Source organism: Akkermansia massiliensis (assembly GCF_018847375.1).
Classification (GTDB): Bacteria; Verrucomicrobiota; Verrucomicrobiia; order Verrucomicrobiales; family Akkermansiaceae; genus Akkermansia; species Akkermansia massiliensis.
Genome location: NZ_CP072036.1, coordinates 1,005,153 through 1,022,999, shown reverse-complemented (window position 1 = coordinate 1,022,999; position 17,847 = coordinate 1,005,153). Strand labels below are relative to the sequence as shown.

Below are 17,847 nucleotides of genomic sequence, written 5' to 3'. Positions count from 1 at the left end.
TTCCATGAACCCGCGCCATGGGGGGAGCCGCAGCCTGGGTGTCAGACGCCCTGAGCCTGTCTTTTTCTCCGGAATTCCTCTTTGAACGCCTTCCAGTCCGTGTCTCTGACCAGTTCCGCGAGGTTGGAGTAGTAGGACCGGTGGTGCCCGAAGCGTTCGTCCATCAGCTCTTCAAGCGCCTTTTCCGGCGTCCAGCCCTGCATGACGATGCGGTAGGCGGCGCAGACAATGCCGGTGCGGTCGGACCCGTGCCAGCAGTGCACCAGAACGGGCTTGGGCGCGCTGCTGATGACCAGCAGGCAGTCCATGAGTTCTTCCCGGGTCACTTTCCCTGCCGCCAGTTTAATGCGGTACAGGCGCAGTCCGGTATGTTCCGCCTCATCGGCGTCGCTGTGGTATTCCCGCAGGTTCAGGACGGATTTGAGCCCCAGCTTTTCCAGGGCCTTGAACCCGTCGCCGCCGGGTTGTCCGGAACGGTACAGCTCCGGGCTGAGGCGGTAGCAGTTTCTGGCGTCTTTTACCTTGATGGGAGCGGGGGTTTCCATCAAGGTTTCTGCGCAGGCAAGGGGAAGAGGCGCCGCCAGAACGGCGAGTATCACAGCGTTCCGGTTCATGGTTTCTTTCAGGAATCGGACGGGTAACCGACGCTCTGGGCGTACAGGACTTTTTTAAAGACGGGGAGTTTCAAGCGCCGCTGGATATAGTCGGCGTCAATCATGGCGCGGAAGACGGTGCCGAGGCCCGCGGAAGTACAGAAAAGATAGACGTTTTCTCCGATGAATCCCACGCCCGTGCAGGCCGTGACCAGTTTTCTTTTGGCGTCAAAGTCTCCGGGCTGTTTGGACTGGTCCACCACATAGACCAGGTTCAGCGGCGCGGTAGCCGCGAATTCCTGCGTTCCCGTGGCGGCACGCATATCGCCCTGAACCACTCGCTCCAACTGGTGGGTTTCCGGCTTGTAAAGATAGGCGCCCTGCGGCAGGACGGCATAGATTTCTATTTCGTTGGAATTCCGGGAGGACGGCGCCGTACGGTAATCAGGATCGTCCCGGTTGACGCCTTGAGCCGCCCAGAGCAGGGAAGACAGGATTTCCATCGGAATGGGCTTGTCTGCGAAGGATCTGGTGGAATGCCGTTCATTCAGGACCTGCATGAGCGGCCTGCCGCCCTTTTTGTCCGGCGGAGGCAGCACGATGTTGTCACTGAGGGCCGTTCCGGAGAGGAGGCTTCCCGAAATGACGGCCAGAAGCGGGCTGAGAGCATGAGAAATATTCATAGGCGGCGAAAGACGGATAAAGATGATGGAATAATTAGCAGGATACTTGTATTTTTCTCATGTTTTTGGGAACACGTGAAAACCTAATCCTATAAAATGGCTATGAAAACACAAGGAAAAATCCCTTGGTTTGATTCTTAACGGGTTCCGGAAGATGGACTCACCGGAAAAGACCGTTGTTTCAAGTTGACCTTGGGAGGGTATTGCGCTTTTATGTCAAACGGAACAGGGATGGAAATCTTTTTTCCTTCCCTGCCCAATTTGCTCCAACCCGTTCAAGCCTTATCCCATGAATCCTGTCAATCCCTTGCGTCCCGGTTCTCCCAAGCGTAAAAAATCCTCCTCCGGGGGAATTGTCATGACCATTATCCTGGTGCTGGCTCTTGCCGGCGGCGGAGTGGTTTACCACCGCATTTCCGTTCAACGGGAGGCGGAGGCCGCAGAGCTGGCGGCCAGAAGGGACGCGGAAGCGAAAGCGGCGCGCGCACGGAAGGCTGCGGAGCTGGAGGCGGCGCGCAAGGCGGCGGAGGAACGGGCGCGTGCGGAGGCGGCGGAAAAAGCACGGCTGGAAGCGGAACGCCTGGCTGCGGAAGAGGCCGCCAGAAAACGGCAGCAGAAGGAACCGGAGGCGGTGGAGCCGGCTCCCGCAGAGCCGAAGGAAGAGCCCGTGGTCCGGGAGGAAGACCCGCGCCTGGAGATTTTCAAAAAGCCCGTTTTGCTGGTCAGCCTGAAGGCCAATAACGCCGCCAATAGAAAGCTGTTTACGGACGCCTTCAATCTGGCCCTGGAGACGGGCCGCTATGACTTGTACGCCGGTTTCCTGCGGTCCAATCTGGAACGTGACGCCGTGAAGGTCATTAAATTCGGCAAATTCGACGTGTCCATGTATGACCAAAGCCCGTATCTCATGCGCGCCAATGAACTGTACCAGCTCATCAGCAAGGTGGGGGCGGAAACCATTCAGGAGCAGCTCAAGGAGAGTTCCCCCAGATATTTTTATCCGTGGCTTTTTTCAGACCCCTCCGACCCTCTGCGGCTCTTCCTGCGCACGATGGCGCGGGAACAGACTCCCAGGGAGGAATGGGGAGGCATCCTGCGGAAGTGGGCGGAGTTCTGGATGAAAACCTCCGCCATGCCCCGGAGCAAGTATTCCTCCCTGGCGCTGGCCTGCGCCATGCTGGACCCCCGCATCGCCTCCAGTCCGTCCAGGCTGCGGGCCTCTTCTTCCACCAACATTTCCACTACTCCCCTGACGCTGGAACAGGTGTTCGAGTACTTCGTGGAGATGGATGAAGCCCATGAACTTCTTACGGATATTACCAAATTAAGCCCTTCCGAGCTGCTGTTCGTGGTGGACGTGCGCCTGCCGAGGTCGGAGATGGACTGGGCGCGCAAGAAGGTGCGCCTTACCCGGAAGGGCTGGGGCGGTGCCTATTCCATGATCCGCTACCGGATGGACCGCGCCGCCCTGGGCAAGGATCCTTACACGAATTACACCTTCCAGGAGATTCTGGATGAAGGCGGCATCTGCATGGACCAGGCCTATTTTGCCGTGAATACCGCCAAATGCAACGGCATTCCCTCCGCCTACGTCACCGGGGACGGCAACCGCGGCCCGCACGCCTGGATCAATCTGCTGACGACGGACGAAACCTGGCAGTCCTATGGCGGGTATGGGTACAATACGGGGCATTTTTCCCATCCGCACAACCGCAAGTCAAAGCATGAATCCACTCTTCTACAGGGCATGGACAAGAAGGTGAACGGCTCCCGGCTGGACACCTCCCTGGATTACCTTTCCCTGGCGGACCTGTTTGAAGAGATGCAGAAGCCGGATTGCGTCCGGGTGATGCTGGAAGCCGCCACGCAGGCCACCCCCGGAAGCCCTCTGGGCTGGGAACGCCTGATCGCGCTGATGAGCCGTCCGGAAAGCGGCACGAAGCTGGAGGAATGGGATGTGCTGGTGACCATGATCAAGCGCAAGTTCCGCTCCCGGCCGGATTACCTGGCCATGGCCGCCCGCGTGGAGGATGAATACATTTTCCCCATGAGGGACGCCTCCACCAACAAGCGCAATGTGGCCCGGGACCTGAAAAAGCTGGAAAAGGAGACGGACGAGGGCCGCAGCGATCTGACTTCCGCCGCCATCAAGCGGCAGGCGGACATCCTGATGGAGAACGGGGACAAGGCCGGCGTGGCTTCCCTGTACCGCAAGTCCATGAAGGATTACGCGCGCCGCGCGGAAGTGTTCGAGGCGCTGATGGGGCAGTATTACCGGTATGTCTCCCAGGAGCCGGAGGCCGTTCTTCAGCTCGCCAAGGAGGCGGAATCCTCCTACAACCGCTATATCCGAACCAAGTCGGACGACTACTTCAAGGTGAAGAAGGAGGTTGCCATCCAGAGGAAGATAGCCGGATATTATGAAAAGGGTGGCAATGAAAAGAAGGCCGCTTCCCTGCGCAAGGACGCGGAGAAGCGGGAGAAGAACAGCAAGAAGGGCATCCGGGAGGAGGGATAGCCCGGCAGGCCGCCTGCGGCCCCACCCATCATTTCCCCAGGCGCGCGGCCCTGGCCGCCTCCGGCTGCGGCATACCCGTGGAATGAACGTTTTTAGGCTGGAATGCTGTCTTATCTTCAACTAATACATGACCTATATGGCAAGAGAACCTTACGCGAACTTCTGGCCCAAAGTGGCGGATACCGCTTTTGTGGCGGAAAGCGCCGACCTGATCGGAGATGTCACCATTGGAGAGCACGCCAGCATCTGGTACCACACCACGCTGCGCGCGGACATCAACAAGATCGTCATTGGAGATTACTCCAATATCCAGGATAATAGCTGCATCCATCTGGCGGACGACTTCGGCTGCTATGTAGGCAAGTACGTGACCGTGGGCCACGGCGTGATTCTGCACGCCTGCACGGTGGAGGACAACTGCCTGATCGGCATGGGGTCCATCATTCTGGACGGCGCGGTCATCGGCCAGGGATCCGTAGTGGGCGCGGGCGCGCTGATCACCAAGGGCACCGTCATTCCGCCCAATTCCCTGGTGCTGGGGTCCCCCGCCAAAGTGGTGAAGGACCTGGGCCCGGAATCCGCGGATAATAACCGCAAGTGGGCGGAGAAATACGTCAAGGTCGCTGCCCGGTATACGGAGCGAGTCATCAATCCCGGTTTTTAACATTTGATTTCCGCACGCCATGCCGGATGAAAAGCTGATCACCCTGGAACCGTACGCCCTGCTCTATACCCGGGCCGGGGCAGGTGTGTGCCTGCGTGATCCGCTGACCGGCAAGGCGGGCGTTATCTTCATGGAGCTGGCGGACGGCATGGCGCTGGAGCGCAGCCTGAACGGGGAACGCCCGGTGCGGCCGGACACGTCCTCCCTGCTGTCCCATTTTTTATCCGCCATGGAGTGCCGGGTGAGGCTGGTGCTCATCAATGGCCGCAAGGATGAAGTTTTTTACGCCCGCGTGGCGGTGGAGGCCGCCAACGAGGTCATGGACAAGCTGGTGGAGCTGGACGCCCGCCCGTCGGACGCCCTGATGATTGCGGCCCAGTTCGGGACCGGAATCAAGATTGTTCCCGCCGTCTGGGAAAGCATGGAGAACATCCTGCCCCAGCTGGAACAGCTGGACGCGGATTCCCCGGACAGCCGCGCGCCGGTGTATGTGGGAGAGCCGTAGGAACGGCGCTTCCGGCTGCCGGACCTTTTCCCGCCTCCCGGGCACGCCATCCGGCGCGGCGGCGGCTTGAGGAACCGTCTTCCGGTTTGCCGCCCGGAGGCATGATTGCGGCATAAGATTTTCCGGTCCTTGGGCATACCTACTTTTTACAAAAAAAACTTGCTAAGGCGCCGGAATCCCTATACATTCGCCGCACATCACTTCAAGTGGGTAGATTCCCGAGCGGTCAAAGGGGGCAGACTGTAAATCTGTTAGCATTCGCTTTCGAAGGTTCGAATCCTTCTCTACCCACCACTTTTACTTTCATAACGCGTTCTCCGGAAGAACGCGTTTTTTATTGTTTCCGCGGTTGCGGGTTCGTGATGTTCAACGGGAAAAGGGAATCGCCGCCCTGTAGGAGAAGCAGGAAACGAGCATGCGCTCGGAGGATGGGGAGGCGGATGACTTGTTCAGCCTATCGACAAGGCGCGCAGGACATGTTAGATATTCTCTCTTGCCGATTTTTCATCTCTGCCGTTTATTGACATGTTGACCACGCTGCTCATTCTGGGAGTATCCGCCGTTTTGTTCGTCCAGGGGAGAATCCGTTCAGATATTGTCGCGCTGTGTTCCCTGCTGTGCCTGATCGTGTTCGGGATTTTAAGCCCGGAGCAGGCGCTTTCCGGCTTTTCCAACTCCATCGTAGTCATGATGGTGGGGCTTTTCGTGGTGGGGGGAGCCATTTTCCGGACGGGACTGGCCAAGATGCTGGGCGGCAGGATCATGAAGCTGGCCGGCAAGAGCGAGCTGCGCCTGCTGGTGCTGACCATGCTTGTCACGGCGGGTATCGGAGCGTTTGTCAGCAATACGGGAACGGTGGCGCTGATGCTGCCCATTCTGGTGAGCCTGGCCGCGGACGGCGGCATCCAGACGAGCCGCCTGCTTATGCCCATGGCGTTTGCCAGCAGCATGGGCGGCATGCTGACGCTGATCGGCACGCCCCCCAACCTGGTCATCAACAACCAGCTTCAGGAGGCGGGAATGGAGGGGCTGGGCTTTTTCTCGTTCACCCCCATCGGCCTCGTCTGCATCGTGACGGGCGTCCTGCTGCTGATTCCCCTGAGCAGGAAGTTCCTGGGCCGTCATGACGACAAGACGGAACACGAGGCCAAGGGCAAGTCCCTCAGCCAGTTGATAGACGAGTACCAGATCATCAGCAATCTTTACCGTCTCCGGGTGCTGGAGGATTCCGCCCTGACGGAGAACCCCCTGCACGACCTCCAGATACCGGACCGCTACCACGTGAACATCGTGGAAGTGCGCCGCAGGCATTCCAGTCGGCATTCCTTCCTGCAAACGGTCAGCCAGACCATGGCGGGCTCGGACACGCGGGTGGCGCGGGGAGACGTCATTTACGTGATGGGGGAGTTTGAGGACGTGGACCGTTTCGCCCGGGAATACGGGGCGGTGATGATTAACCGGAAGACGTCGGAAGATACGGATTCCCTGCTGAAAAGCAAATTGAAGTTTGACGAGATAGGCATTGCGGAGATGCTGCTCATGCGCAACTCGGACCTCATCAACATGCCCGTGAAGTCTTCCGGGCTCCGCGCCAAGTACGGGGTCAACATTCTGGCCATCCAGCGGGACAACCATTACATTTTCCACAATTTGAAGGATGTGAAGCTCCAGTACGGGGATACGCTGCTGATTCAGGGAACCTGGGCGGATATTGCGCGCCTGAGTGAGAAAACCTTTGAATGGGTCGTGGTGGGCCAGCCGCTGGCGGAGGCGTCCAAGGTGACCCTGACGCACAAGGCCCCGCTGGCCGCTGGCATCATGCTGCTGATGATTGCGGCCATGGTGTTCAACTGGGTGCCCGCGGTGGCCGCGGTGCTGATCGCCGCCGTCCTGATGGTGCTGTGCGGATGCCTGCGCAACGTGGAGGAGGCGTACCGGACGATCAACTGGGAGAGCATCGTGCTGATTGCCGCCATGCTGCCGATGTCCGTGGCGCTGGAGAAGACCGGCACCTCGGAGGTCATCTCCCACGGCCTGGTGGCCGGCCTGGGGGGATTCGGGCCGTTCGCCCTGATGGCGGGCGTTTATTTCACGGCCTCCCTGCTGACCATGTTCATCAGCAATACGGCCACGGCGGTGCTGCTGGCTCCCATCGCCCTGCAATCCGCGGTGAGCATGGGCATCAGCCCCTATCCGCTGCTGCTGGCGGTTTCCGTGGGCACCAGCATGTGTTTTGCCTCTCCCTTTTCCACGCCGCCCAATGCCCTGGTCATGCCGGCGGGCAAGTACACGTTCATGGATTACGTGAAGGTAGGGGTTCCCCTCCAGGTGATCATGGGGCTGGTCATGGTGGTGGTGATCCCTCTGTTTTTCCCGTTCGTGAAAGCCTAGGCCGGAGAGCCGTTCACGAGGCGGAAAGGGCGCATGGCAGTGTAATTTACATGCATTACTAAAAAAAGAGAGACAAGGGAAGCGCGTGGGAGTAGAAGAGGATTGTTTAAGAACCCCCATTTAATGATGAAGTACTTGCTTATTATTATGGCCGCTGCGTTCGCCATGCCCTCCATGGCGGAGGAAGACGCTCCCAAGAGAATGACTTCCGCGGAAAAGAAGGCCGCCCTCCTTGAAAAGTATGATACCAATAAGGACGGCAAGCTGGATTCCGAGGAGAAGACCAAGATGAAGGAGGACCTGAAGAAGCAGAAGGAGGAGGAACGGGCCAGGAAGCACGCCTCCCGCAAATCCGATTAAGGTTTTACGGCTTCGTTGACAATCTGTTTTTCAGACGGCTTGAACCGGGTTCAGGCTGGAGGGAGAACGTATGCCTGTTAAAGCGATGAGATACGGAATTTGGACCAGATGGGCCGCTGCGGCCGTGTTTGCCTCCCTGGCTGCATGTACGGCGGAAGAATGGGCCCAGTTTAACAAGGAGATGGAGCAGAATCAGCGGGCCGCCGCCGAACGCCGGGTCAAATACCGCAAGATCAGGGTCCAGTGCTCCGACTGGGAGATGGCGGATACGGCTGCCGCCTCCCTCTCGTCCAAGGGATTCCGGGTCATGTACCCCGGAGAAGACGGCTACGGAGCCGTGGCGACCGTCAGCAAGACGGCGCAGGAGCATGTGCTGATTCGCAACGGGAATTATTTCACCACGCTGCCCGGTCCCAATACGCGGCCCGGCTACAGGACGAAGGTTACCGTGACCGTGCATAATCTGGCGGGCAGGAAGCTGGCTGAATACCAGGGGGAAAGCGTTCCTTCCGAATCCTTCCACCGCATGGAGGCGGCCCGGTCCGCCTGCCGCAAGGCCATCGGCAAAATGCCGTCCAGCACTTCCATTTACTGGTAGGGGGGGAGTTTTGGCCCTTATCCTGGGGACGGCAGCCGGGCTACACTCCGGCTCCGGTCCCGCGCCTGCCGCGTGACCTGATTTTATAGGCCAGCGTATCCGCCAGCTCCCGGAGGGCGTTGAGCGGGTTTTTCCGCAGGACGTGGCGCCCTTTCAGCGTGGCGCCGGGCCGGACGGTTCCCGTTCCCCGGTGGTTGTGGATGACGGCGGCTGTCTGGGCGAACATGTTGTACTTTTCCAGCACCAGGCGTCTAGCCTCGCGAATGGCGGGAAGCCGCTTTTCGTATTCCCCGCCGTCCATGGCCTTGCGGATAATTTCAAAGGCTTTTTGCGGATCGTCCAGGGGGATGGGGATGAAGCTTTCCTGCGGGAAGCATTCCGTCGCCAGCGGGTCCCCGGCGTAAAAGGGAAGGGTCATGGCGACGAAGGCGTCGGACAGTTTTTCCGTCCAGTGATGGGGTTCCAGATGGTTTTCCACGCACAGATGGTACTTGTAGCCGTCCATGGCGACGGTTTTGTTTTCTATTTCCTGAATGCCATGCCCGAACCAGTCCAGCTCCGGCAGGCGGTCCGCCAGGTAGCGCGTGAGGTCATAACGCATTTTATGCATGGTATGCGTGTGCTGCTTGGCGGAACAGATGGTGGAAAGCATCTTGGTTTTCGGAAATTCCGTCTGGTCCAGAATCTCCTGCATGGGCTTGATGTACAGCCATTCCAGGCATCCGCGGCCCAGGGTATGGTTGGGGTGCGGGAGGTCCCGGACGGAGTGGGTAGTCAGCACGGTGCCGAACTGGCCGGTGTATGCCCGGCTGTAGATTTTAATGGAAGGGGGTTCCACCGTGATCAGGATGGTCTGGTCCGGGGGACAGAGCAGGGGTTCCGTTTCATCCTTGATGGTGCCTATGGAGTTCCTGGGGAATTCATCGTATACTAGTACCCAGTCATAGTCCGTCATGGCGGCGTCCGTGCAGAACAGGCAGTCGCCCCACAGCAGGGATTCCGTTTTATCCGGGGAGGCCTTGGTGGATTTTCTGATGACCTTGATGCGTATGGGGCGGGAGGAATCCGTCATGGGAATGGAGGCGTTGAAGCGGCGCGCGGGCTTTCCGCCGTACGTCGGGCAACCCGTCCGGAAGCATCGCGGCGGCGGCGCTGCATGACGTCAGTGTAGGGGGCCTTCCTTCCTTGTCAATGTCAAAGGATTGGGCGTTTTTCCGTGCGGAGCTTCCGTCAGTTGGACACCGTGCTTTCCATCCCCGGAAAAAGCTGGTCGAGGATGCCGGAAACCATTTTCCTGGAACCGTAGGGGGAAAGGTGGTTGTCGTCACAGTACATCAGGTGCCCCTCGTCTTCTTCCAGCCACCGCCCGTTTTTATGGAAGGCGCCGTGCAGCGGGATAAAGCGGCACAGGCCCGTGGATTCCATGTGCTCCAGCAGGGCGAATACGGGGCGCTGCCGCGTGATGAAGTCTCCGCCCAGCAGGCGGTCCGCGCGGTTGGCGTTCAGCAGCGCATTGCGCCGCATGAGTTTGCGCGGGCCGAAGGTCCATTCAGGCACGGGACCCAGCAGCACGATTTGCTTGCCGGCCTTGCGAAGGCGTGCGCAGGTGTGGAGCAGGCCGTCCGCAACCAGTTGTTTCAGGCGCATGTCCCGGTGGCTGTTGACCAGTTCAATCCAGCGGTTGTGGATGAATACGGTGTGTATCTGGGGAGTGTTTTCCAGCCAGTCCAGAATCAGGTCCATGTTGTGCTCCCAGTGCGGGTACATCATGCGCAGCAGCGTGAGGGAATCCGCGTCTCCGGACTCGGAAATGCCGCTCAGGGGGCATAGCCGCGCCCGGTAGAACAGGCCTGACCGGTTGAGGAGCCGGGCGGCGTCGTCAAAGCCCGGAGAGCTGGCCATGGCATGGCTGTCTCCCATAAGCAGGAAGGAAGGGGGCTGCCCGGTTTTACCCAGCAGTACAAAGGGGTAGTCCGTCACGTCTCCCAGCTCCGGATGATGGGGCTGGATGGCGTTTCCCTTTTCCACCACCGCACGGTCAGGGGGCGTGATGCCGAAGGAGGGCGGGAAGGCCGGCCCCTTCCAGTATTCCGGGAATGATATGTTGTTGGCGGCCACGTGCCAGTAGTCCCGTGCGCCGTCCGTCCATTTGAGCCATTCTCCGGCAAAATCCAGCGTGAGGCACCCTGCCGCCGTGAGCAGGAACGCTTTTGCGGGCTTCCGCCATGCGGCGGCTGTCCTGAAGGGGGTTTCCACGAATTTCCAGGAAAGGAAACCGAGAAGAAGGGAGAGAAGGAACATGCCCGCATAGTCCCGCGGACCGCATTCATTGAAGCAGAAGTAGGTCCAGTACACGATGACGGGCCAGTGCCACAGGTACAGGGAGTAGGAGATTTTGCCGATGCCCGTGCTGAGCGGATGCCTGAGGATGCGCCCGGACCAGCCGTGGCTTCCGTAGCGGATCAGAAGGGCCGCCCCCGCGACGGAAGGAATGGCCGTATAACCCGGAAAGGGCGTGGAGGAGGAATAACAGGCAAAGGGGAGCAGAATGCCGGCCCACCCCGCCAGCCGCAGCCAGCGTATTCCCCGGCCCTGTTCCGTAGCGGCGGGAGCCAGGGCCAGGAGACAGCCTGCCAGGAGTTCCCAGGCGCGGCAGTGAAGCAGGTAAAAGGCCTTGTTATGCTCCAGATTCCCCATGTGGTAGACGGCGGCGAACAGGGAGAGCGCCAGGGCTCCGCAGAGAACGGGCTTGACGGCGTTTTTCCTGAATTTCCAGAGCAGCCACAGGGCGAGCGGAATCGTCAGGTAGAATTGCTCCTCCACGCTCAGGGACCACAGGTTCAGCAGCGGGTTTTCTTCTGCGGCCGGGCTGAAATAGTTTCCTGCGGTCCTGCTGAAATAAATGTTGGTGATGAAGAGGGCGCTTGACCTCACGGTGCGCCCCAGGGTCCGCAGGTCGTCGCAGGCCAGCACCACGCACCCGAAGGCCAGCACGACCGCAATCAGGCAGAAATAGGCGGGCATGATGCGCCTGATTCTCCGGTAGTAAAAGGAGGACAGGGAGAAGTTCCCTTCCTTCAGGCTGCGGACAAGGCCGCTGCCGATCAGGTAGCCGGAGATGACGAAGAAGATGTCCACGCCCGTGTACCCTCCCGGGCAGATCCATTCCTGCAAATGGTACAGGACGACGGCCAGCACGGCAAAGGTGCGCAGGCCGTCGATGTGCGGAAAGTAGGTTCCGTGGGCGGCATTTCCGGCCTGATGGAGGGAAGGTGAACAAAAGTTTTCAGAAAGGCATTTGTTCATGAGGCGGAAAGAAGGCAAATACAGGGATGGGGGAGAAAGTGAAGAGGAAGCGAGAGAAGCCGGGATGGAGTTGAACTGTCCGGGAGCCTGGGTCAGTGGCGCAGGCGGTTCTTCAGCCGCCGCCATGCCAGGCGCAGCCTGTGGCCGCGTTTTAAAAAGCGCTGGTAGTAGGCAATCCATGTGCCGTCCCCCTTGCGGCGCGCTTCTTCCGGAGACTGGTCGAATATCCGGTAGAGTTTGGCTGTTTCACGTTCCGTTTCTTCCAGGAAGAGGGCTTCCTGTTCCAGGGTTTTCCAGGGGCGGGACATGATTTCACACCACAGGCCGTCGTCTTTGTCCACTTTCTTCACGTAGGCCGCGGCGTCGTCCAGGGTGGGGAAGTCGTGGCAGTTGATGAACGCGGCGGAGTTGAATTCCCTTCCGATGTCCGGATTGCCCCAGTAAATGGGGATGGTGCCCGCAAGCATGCTGGTGACGATTTTCTCGCTGGTGTAGCCGGGGTACCAAGCGTTTTCAAAGGCAATGGAGAATTTGTACGGCTTTTTCATCCGGATGGAGGAGGCGTACCAGTCTTCCGACCGGTGGCCGTCGCCCGGCGTGTTGTTGAGGTGGGGCCCCAGGGAGTTGACGAACCGGACGGAGGAGAGCTTGTGAAAAATGGCGTCCCGGTTGGGATGGGATTTGCGGTTGGCGTAAATGAAGTTGCAGAAGCCCGTTTTGGAGGCCAGGAGGGCGCGGACGTCCAGGCCTGCCTTGCCGCCGTGCACTTCCTGCAAATGGTGGCGCAGGAAGGGGAGTTTGACGGTGCGGTCGCTTCCGGGCACCGCATCCAGCCCGATGTAGTAGTCAAACAGCATGAAGTCCGGCGCGATGGCTTCATGGCAGCCGTACATGACGGTGATATGGCCGGGGGCCCGTTCCAGAAAATCGTAAAACGCTTCCCGGTTGACGTAAAACCAGGGGGTGGCGATCAGGTAGTCGAAGTCGGAATCGTCTTCCACCACGCGGTAACGGTCTTTCAGGAGCTGGTAAATGCCTTCCCTGCCGAAATCCGGAGTGGACTGTAAAAAGGAGATTTTAAGCGTTTTCATGGGAGAAGGCGGGTCGGAGTGGTTGAGAGTGTATGGGGCGGCTCTTTCTTGTCAATGACAAAGGCAGGGGCCGGCCGGGCGTGTTGGGGGAAGGTTGCCCGGCGGTTAAACATCAGCCTTTTTCACCCTTCGCGACGGTATTCCCGGAGCGTTTCTTCATACAGGGCGGCGTGCCGCGCGGCAATGACGGGGTAGGAAAACGTTTGTTCGGCGTGTTGGCGGCCTTCCTCCGCCAGGGCCAGCAGGAGCTTTCCGTCCCGGATGAGCCGTTCGCAGTGGCCTGCCATTTGATTCAGGTCTCCCTGGGGAGCCACCAGCCCCGTCCTGCCGTCCAGGACCACTTCCGGAACTCCGCCCGTCCGGAAGGTGACGGAGGGGGTCTTGCAGGCCATGGATTCCAGAGCTACGTTGGAAAGGACGTCCTGAAGCGTGGGATTCAGGAAGATGTCCGCCGCGCTGTAAAGCCCGGCCAGCTTGTTCATGTCCGTAATGAAGCCGGCATTTGTGCTGGGGAAGGGGAATTCCACGTTCTTTTCCTGGTTGCCGAAGAGCAGCAGATGAAGGTTCCTGTGCCCGCGCCGGTACAGTTCCTCCAGCACCAGGGGGATGAAATGGCCTCCCTTGACCGGATTGAACAGGCCGGTTGCGCCGCAGGCAATGACAAAGGCTCCGGACGGGATGCCCAGGGCCGCACGGATGGCCTCCCGGTCTTCCGCCGGGCGGAAGAGGTCCGTATCCACGGGGTTGTAAATCTGGACAATCCTTCTTCCGGGGAACATGCAGCCTTTTTCCACTTCCCTTTTCAGCCAGAGGGAGGGCGTCACCAGCGTCAGGGACGGTATGCGGGCGAAGGAGCGGCGCTTGCGGGAGAACAGCCACGCCGGAAGGCCGCGGAAGAGGCGGGGAGTGCCGAGCTGGGGGCAACTGCCGCGGCATTCGTCCCGGAATCGGTCGCAGTCCATGGTGCAGTGGCACCCCGCGGTGCAGGCAAACATGTCGTGCAGCGTATAGACCAGCGGGCGGCGGATGTGGCTCAGCCGCGTGAAATCCACCGTTCGGCCGCCTATCCAGTGCAGGTGCACCAGGTCGGCTTTCTCCATCTGGGCGGTGTCGAACCCCATGCCCAGCACGTTCAGGGAGAAGGGCAGGTCCCTCCTTCTTTCCGGCAGCAGGGCGTCAAATCCATGCGCCAGATGGCGGCGCAGCGCGTCCGTAGCTCTTCTGGCGGCGGATCTGCTGATTTCCAGGCCGTCTATTCCCTTGCGCCTCCTGAGCAGAAGGACGGATTCCATATCGGAAATATTCCGGTTCAGGGCATCATTCAACCGGTAGGGAGCGGAGCTGGCCGATACGCTGTGGGAGACTTGGAATACTGTCCTGCGTTGAGGAGAAGTCACATAGGGGAGTATGAGGATTAGGAATCCGGCGTCAAGCCTGCAAATCTGAAAGAAAAACGTTTTGGGAAGATTTCGCTTGCCGTTATTCCGTGAACCGGCAGACGCTGGCCCTGATGTCAGGGAGGCTTCTTCTTTCAACAAGAAGCAGGGGAAGCTGGCTCACGGAGGGGCCGCGGCTGTGAAAGGATATTTTGATTGACGGTGTTTTGCGGCTTCGGCGCCTGGGAGCGGAAGATTTCTGGCTATAATAGATATAACTCATTGTATATAATAGTATAAATAATATTAAATAGCCGTTGCTGCGTTCCGGAGGCGATAGGTATCAGGGCCGGGAGGCCGTGGCTCCCGGGAGGTACGCGACCATGAAAGGGAGATGGGGAGAATGTTGATGGAGCGGCAATTGGACCATCCCGGAGGGGGGAAAAGGAGAGCTTTTCCGAGCTGTGGCATCCTTACCGGATTCCTAATCCGCCCTTTTTGGCGGGAAGAAGAAGTTGCCTGCATTTTTGCAGCCAGCCTTTTTTTGCGGTCCGCGGGATTCCCATGTCGCGCCTGTCCTGGAATGGAAAGGAGGAAAGCTGTTCCCAGTCCTCCGCATAGGTTTCCGTACCGTCCAGGGCGGTGATGCCCTGCAGCTTGCACAGGATGGAGAAGATGCTCTGGTCATACCGGTTTTCTACAAAGCCCGGCAGGTTGGGAGAGGCGGAGGGAGAATTGTCCGCCAGGTGCAGATGGTCGTAAAAGACATGGAGCCAGTCCCGGATCAGGTTTTCCGTGACCGGGTTCTTTTTCAGAAAGACGTGCCCTCCCGCAATTTGCTGGGTGTGCGTGACATGGACGTCTTCCCCGGAAACGCCGAAGTGGCGCAGGATGTCCCCCTTGGTCCATTTGTATTCCGGCTGCCCGTTGGTGAAAACCAGCATGCCGCGGCTGTCCCGGTCCAGCATGTCCACATATTCCCGGAAACGCTTCGCTCCGTTAATGTTGATATGGCAGCCTGCATCCAGGTACAGGAGGCGGTCGCCTTCCTGCATGTCCTGCAGGACGTGGTGGATGGACCAGGGTTTCCAGGACCAGTACCCGAATCCCCGGCAGGACGGCGTCAGGTATTTGCCCATGCGGCCGGTGAATTCCGCGGAAAGGTCATGTTCCGTGAACAGCGTGATCTCATCGAAAAAATCCAGCGCTTCCGCCTGCCTGCCCAGCCGTTCCAGGGCGGCCGCCATGCGGGAGTCTGCGAATGAGAGAAAGCGGTTCATTGTCCGGAAGGTAGGGATAAGGCAATTTACAGGGAAGGCGGCGATGTGTCAAACGGCTCTTCCGGCGAGGCGTTTTTCCCTTGGGAACCGTTGGAATGCGCTTGGGAAAAATGTTCCGCGAGCATTCTTTTGCAGGAATAATAGCGTCCCTTCTGTCCGGGAAGCAGGGAACAGGCCGCCAGCAGGATGCGGCCCCAGCCGTTGGATGGCGGCTGCGCCGAGTTCAGCAGGTCCACCAGTTGCCTGTCCCGGCCCGGCAGGACGGAGAGGAACCGAGCCCCTTCCGCGTTCCGGTAGAACAGGTGCCACCAGTCCAGCAGGGACTGTTGCTGAACGGCGGTCATCTGGTGGAAAAGAGGATGCTTGGAAACGAAGAAAGGCCTGATTTTCCGCACGCCGTAGGCGAACAGGCCTTCATTCTGCCATCCGTGTTCCTTCCAGTAGTCCACGATGTACAGCAGACGCTGGAATTCCTGCACGCATTTGAAGTAGGTGGGGTCATTGCAGCGGCGGGAAAGGGAACCGCTCCGCATGAGGCGGTAGTAATACAGGCAGTCCGGAATGAACAGGAGGCGGGAGGCGTGGGGGACGGCCATCAGCCGGAAGGTTTCATCCTCCGCGCCGGATTTCAGGTTCACATTGAAGCGGAGGCGGTGGGCGTCCAGCATGCTTTTCCGGAACAGCTTGCTCCATACGCAGATGTCCATTTTCCCCCAGATGGAGTCCCGGAAGAAGCTGGCCGGGGAGGCGTCCTTTTCAAAATGCCAGGAGGGCGACCTCCTTCTGGCCTCAATGAGCCGGTCCGACGAGTCCTCGAAGACATGGTTGCCGCACTCCACGATGTCCGCATCATGTTCCAGGGCCGCGGAAAAAAGGCGGGAGTACATTTCCGGGTCCACGTAGTCGTCCGGGTCCGCAAAGCCGACGTAAAGGCCCCGCGCCGCATCCAGCCCCGCGTTCCTTGCGGCGGAAACGCCCGCGTTCTGCTGGTTCAGAAGGATGATTCTGCCGTCCTTTTCCTTCCAGCGGAGCAGGTGCGCCCAGGTATCGTCCATGGAGCCGTCATTGATGCAGATGATTTCAATGTTCCGGAGGGTCTGCCGAACCAGGCTGTCCAGACAGTCGTCCACATAAGCGGCTACATTGTAGCAGGGAACGATGATGGAAACGTCGGGACGCATAAGCTTATAATGTATGTAACGGATTTACAATCCGTGGTCAATGATAATTTTTGCAAGATAAATATTACCGAAGGTTTTTAACGTTGTCAGCATGAAAAGAGGGGATGAAGGCCGGGGATTCCGCGGGATGCGCGGGGATTGCGTTCCAACGGTTTTCCGCATGGTCCGGCCAGGGGTTGGAGTATCCGGATTGTAAATTCGTTGAGAATTTGGAGTCCGGGAACGCCTCAAATGGCAGTTGCCTAGGGCCGGGTGGATGTGGTACAAAAGGCCGTACAACTTCTTCATTTATTCTTCTCTTATGATTATTGTCACGGGTGGGGCCGGCTTCATCGGCTCAAACATTGTCGCCGCTCTGGAAAAGGCCGGTAAAAAGGATCTTGTGGTGGTGGATGAGCTGGGCTCTTCCGACAAGTGGAAAAACATCGCCAAGAGAGAGCTGTGCGCCGTGATTCCTCCGGAGGACATGCTTGACTACATGGAGGCGCATGCGGAGGAAATTGAGGCCGTCATTCACATGGGGGCCATTTCCGCCACCACGGAGACGGACGCCGATCTGATCATCCGGACGAATTTCACGCTGAGCTGGCGCCTGTGGGAGTTCTGCGCCCTGTACGGCAAGCAGTTTATTTACGCCTCTTCTGCGGCCACGTACGGGGACGGCTCCATGGGGTTTGACGATGACTCCTCCCTGGAGCACGTCAATGCCCTGCGCCCCCTGAACGCGTATGGCTGGAGCAAGGCCCTGTTTGACCGCAAGGTGGCCCGGGAGGTGAAGGAAGGGCGGCCGGTTCCTCCCCAGTACGCCGGGCTCAAGTTTTTCAACGTGTACGGCCCCAATGAATACCACAAGGGGGGGCAGAAGAGCGTGGTGGCCCACATTTTCCCCCAGGTGAAGGTGAATGAAACGGTGAAGCTGTTCAAGTCCTACCATCCCGACTACCGGGACGGCTGGCAGCTCCGGGACTTCGTGTGGGTGGGTGACTGCGTGAACGTGGTGCTCTGGCTGCTGGACCATCCGGAGGTGAGCGGATTGTTCAATGTGGGGTCCGGGGAGGCGCGCTCCTTCTACGATCTGGCGAAGGCGGCGTTCAATGCGCTGGGGCTCCAGGAAAAGATCGCCTACCGGGAGATGCCTGAAGAACTCAAGGGCAAGTACCAGTATTATACGCAGGCGGACCTTTCCAGGCTGCGCGCCGCCGGCTATGCAGCTCCCATGACTTCCCTGGAGGACGGCGTGCGCCAGTACGTGCAGAAGTATCTGGACAGGGAGGACAGCTACGTTTAACCCGCATTCCTTT

At 59.2% G+C, this 17,847-nt stretch carries 15 protein-coding genes and 1 tRNA gene; 8 read left to right on the top strand and 8 right to left on the bottom strand.

The annotated features are described in order from the left end of the window. Window positions 1–41 precede the first annotated feature (41 nt). A complete protein-coding gene (locus tag J5W70_RS04275; RefSeq protein ID WP_022396419.1) occupies window positions 42–614 on the bottom strand; it encodes a tyrosine-protein phosphatase in 573 nt (190 codons plus the stop codon). A gap of 8 nt (window positions 615–622) precedes the next feature. Then, window positions 623–1,276: a nitroreductase family protein gene (locus J5W70_RS04270; RefSeq protein ID WP_022396418.1), complete on the bottom strand. Its 654-nt coding sequence runs from the start codon at window positions 1,274–1,276 to the stop codon at window positions 623–625. A gap of 289 nt (window positions 1,277–1,565) precedes the next feature. Between J5W70_RS04270 and J5W70_RS12895 the strand changes: the two genes are divergently transcribed. The 7 genes from J5W70_RS12895 to J5W70_RS04235 all read left to right on the top strand — a co-directional run bounded on the left by J5W70_RS12895 (window position 1,566) and on the right by J5W70_RS04235 (window position 8,312). Then, window positions 1,566–3,794 carry a transglutaminase-like domain-containing protein gene (locus J5W70_RS12895; RefSeq protein WP_215832944.1) on the top strand — a complete coding sequence of 743 codons (2,229 nt, stop codon included), beginning with the start codon at window positions 1,566–1,568 and terminating at the stop codon, window positions 3,792–3,794. A 136-nt stretch (window positions 3,795–3,930) separates the two neighbouring features. Further along, entirely contained in the window at window positions 3,931–4,458 is a 528-nt protein-coding gene (locus tag J5W70_RS04260) for a gamma carbonic anhydrase family protein (protein WP_257228329.1), read from the top strand. Between the two features lie 19 nt (window positions 4,459–4,477). Then, window positions 4,478–4,963: a bifunctional nuclease family protein gene (locus J5W70_RS04255; protein ID WP_022396415.1), complete on the top strand. Its 486-nt coding sequence runs from the start codon at window positions 4,478–4,480 to the stop codon at window positions 4,961–4,963. Window positions 4,964–5,171: 208 nt separating this feature from the next. Next, a tRNA-Tyr gene (locus J5W70_RS04250) sits at window positions 5,172–5,257 on the top strand. 231 nt (window positions 5,258–5,488) lie between these two features. After that, complete coding sequence (locus J5W70_RS04245; RefSeq protein ID WP_022396414.1) at window positions 5,489–7,354, top strand: SLC13 family permease; 1,866 nt, start codon at window positions 5,489–5,491, stop codon at window positions 7,352–7,354. Between the two features lie 123 nt (window positions 7,355–7,477). Beyond that, the gene (locus J5W70_RS04240) at window positions 7,478–7,714 is read left to right on the top strand and encodes a hypothetical protein (protein WP_022396413.1); all 237 of its coding nucleotides are present in this window, start codon (window positions 7,478–7,480) and stop codon (window positions 7,712–7,714) included. 85 nt (window positions 7,715–7,799) lie between these two features. Further along, window positions 7,800–8,312 (top strand): hypothetical protein, encoded by a 513-nt coding sequence (locus J5W70_RS04235; protein WP_102721605.1) that lies wholly within the window; start codon window positions 7,800–7,802, stop codon window positions 8,310–8,312. 40 nt (window positions 8,313–8,352) lie between these two features. On the opposite strand, the gene J5W70_RS04230 is transcribed toward J5W70_RS04235, so the two are convergent. The 6 genes from J5W70_RS04230 to J5W70_RS04205 form a co-directional block, all read right to left on the bottom strand. Next, the gene (locus tag J5W70_RS04230; RefSeq protein WP_022396411.1) at window positions 8,353–9,384 is read right to left on the bottom strand and encodes a glycosyltransferase family 10 domain-containing protein; all 1,032 of its coding nucleotides are present in this window, start codon (window positions 9,382–9,384) and stop codon (window positions 8,353–8,355) included. A gap of 158 nt (window positions 9,385–9,542) precedes the next feature. Then, window positions 9,543–11,618: an acyltransferase family protein gene (locus J5W70_RS04225; protein WP_022396410.1), complete on the bottom strand. Its 2,076-nt coding sequence runs from the start codon at window positions 11,616–11,618 to the stop codon at window positions 9,543–9,545. 92 nt (window positions 11,619–11,710) lie between these two features. Then, window positions 11,711–12,709, bottom strand: coding sequence for a glycosyltransferase family 10 domain-containing protein (locus J5W70_RS04220; protein ID WP_022396409.1), 999 nt, complete (start codon window positions 12,707–12,709; stop codon window positions 11,711–11,713). Window positions 12,710–12,831: 122 nt separating this feature from the next. After that, complete coding sequence (locus J5W70_RS04215; protein WP_146020052.1) at window positions 12,832–14,106, bottom strand: glycosyltransferase; 1,275 nt, start codon at window positions 14,104–14,106, stop codon at window positions 12,832–12,834. Window positions 14,107–14,558: 452 nt separating this feature from the next. Further along, a complete protein-coding gene (locus J5W70_RS04210) occupies window positions 14,559–15,365 on the bottom strand; it encodes a hypothetical protein (RefSeq protein ID WP_022396407.1) in 807 nt (268 codons plus the stop codon). 26 nt (window positions 15,366–15,391) lie between these two features. After that, window positions 15,392–16,546: a glycosyltransferase family 2 protein gene (locus J5W70_RS04205; protein WP_022396406.1), complete on the bottom strand. Its 1,155-nt coding sequence runs from the start codon at window positions 16,544–16,546 to the stop codon at window positions 15,392–15,394. A 301-nt stretch (window positions 16,547–16,847) separates the two neighbouring features. On the opposite strand from J5W70_RS04205, the gene rfaD reads away from it, so the two are divergent. Continuing rightward, window positions 16,848–17,834: an ADP-glyceromanno-heptose 6-epimerase gene (gene rfaD / locus J5W70_RS04200; protein ID WP_102721708.1), complete on the top strand. Its 987-nt coding sequence runs from the start codon at window positions 16,848–16,850 to the stop codon at window positions 17,832–17,834. The last annotated feature ends 13 nt before the right edge of the window (window positions 17,835–17,847 follow it).

Coding starts and splice junctions, on each gene's coding strand:
- J5W70_RS04230 (WP_022396411.1), bottom strand. CDS start 9,384: ATGACGGATTCCTCCCGCCCCATACGCATCAAGGTCATCAGAAAATCC.
- J5W70_RS04205 (WP_022396406.1), bottom strand. CDS start 16,546: ATGCGTCCCGACGTTTCCATCATCGTTCCCTGCTACAATGTAGCCGCT.
- rfaD (WP_102721708.1), top strand. CDS start 16,848: ATGATTATTGTCACGGGTGGGGCCGGCTTCATCGGCTCAAACATTGTC.
- J5W70_RS04210 (WP_022396407.1), bottom strand. CDS start 15,365: ATGAACCGCTTTCTCTCATTCGCAGACTCCCGCATGGCGGCCGCCCTG.
- J5W70_RS04240 (WP_022396413.1), top strand. CDS start 7,478: ATGATGAAGTACTTGCTTATTATTATGGCCGCTGCGTTCGCCATGCCC.
- J5W70_RS04255 (WP_022396415.1), top strand. CDS start 4,478: ATGCCGGATGAAAAGCTGATCACCCTGGAACCGTACGCCCTGCTCTAT.
- J5W70_RS04235 (WP_102721605.1), top strand. CDS start 7,800: ATGAGATACGGAATTTGGACCAGATGGGCCGCTGCGGCCGTGTTTGCC.
- J5W70_RS04220 (WP_022396409.1), bottom strand. CDS start 12,709: ATGAAAACGCTTAAAATCTCCTTTTTACAGTCCACTCCGGATTTCGGC.
- J5W70_RS04225 (WP_022396410.1), bottom strand. CDS start 11,618: ATGAACAAATGCCTTTCTGAAAACTTTTGTTCACCTTCCCTCCATCAG.
- J5W70_RS04260 (WP_257228329.1), top strand. CDS start 3,931: ATGGCAAGAGAACCTTACGCGAACTTCTGGCCCAAAGTGGCGGATACC.
- J5W70_RS04270 (WP_022396418.1), bottom strand. CDS start 1,276: ATGAATATTTCTCATGCTCTCAGCCCGCTTCTGGCCGTCATTTCGGGA.
- J5W70_RS12895 (WP_215832944.1), top strand. CDS start 1,566: ATGAATCCTGTCAATCCCTTGCGTCCCGGTTCTCCCAAGCGTAAAAAA.
- J5W70_RS04275 (WP_022396419.1), bottom strand. CDS start 614: ATGAACCGGAACGCTGTGATACTCGCCGTTCTGGCGGCGCCTCTTCCC.
- J5W70_RS04245 (WP_022396414.1), top strand. CDS start 5,489: ATGTTGACCACGCTGCTCATTCTGGGAGTATCCGCCGTTTTGTTCGTC.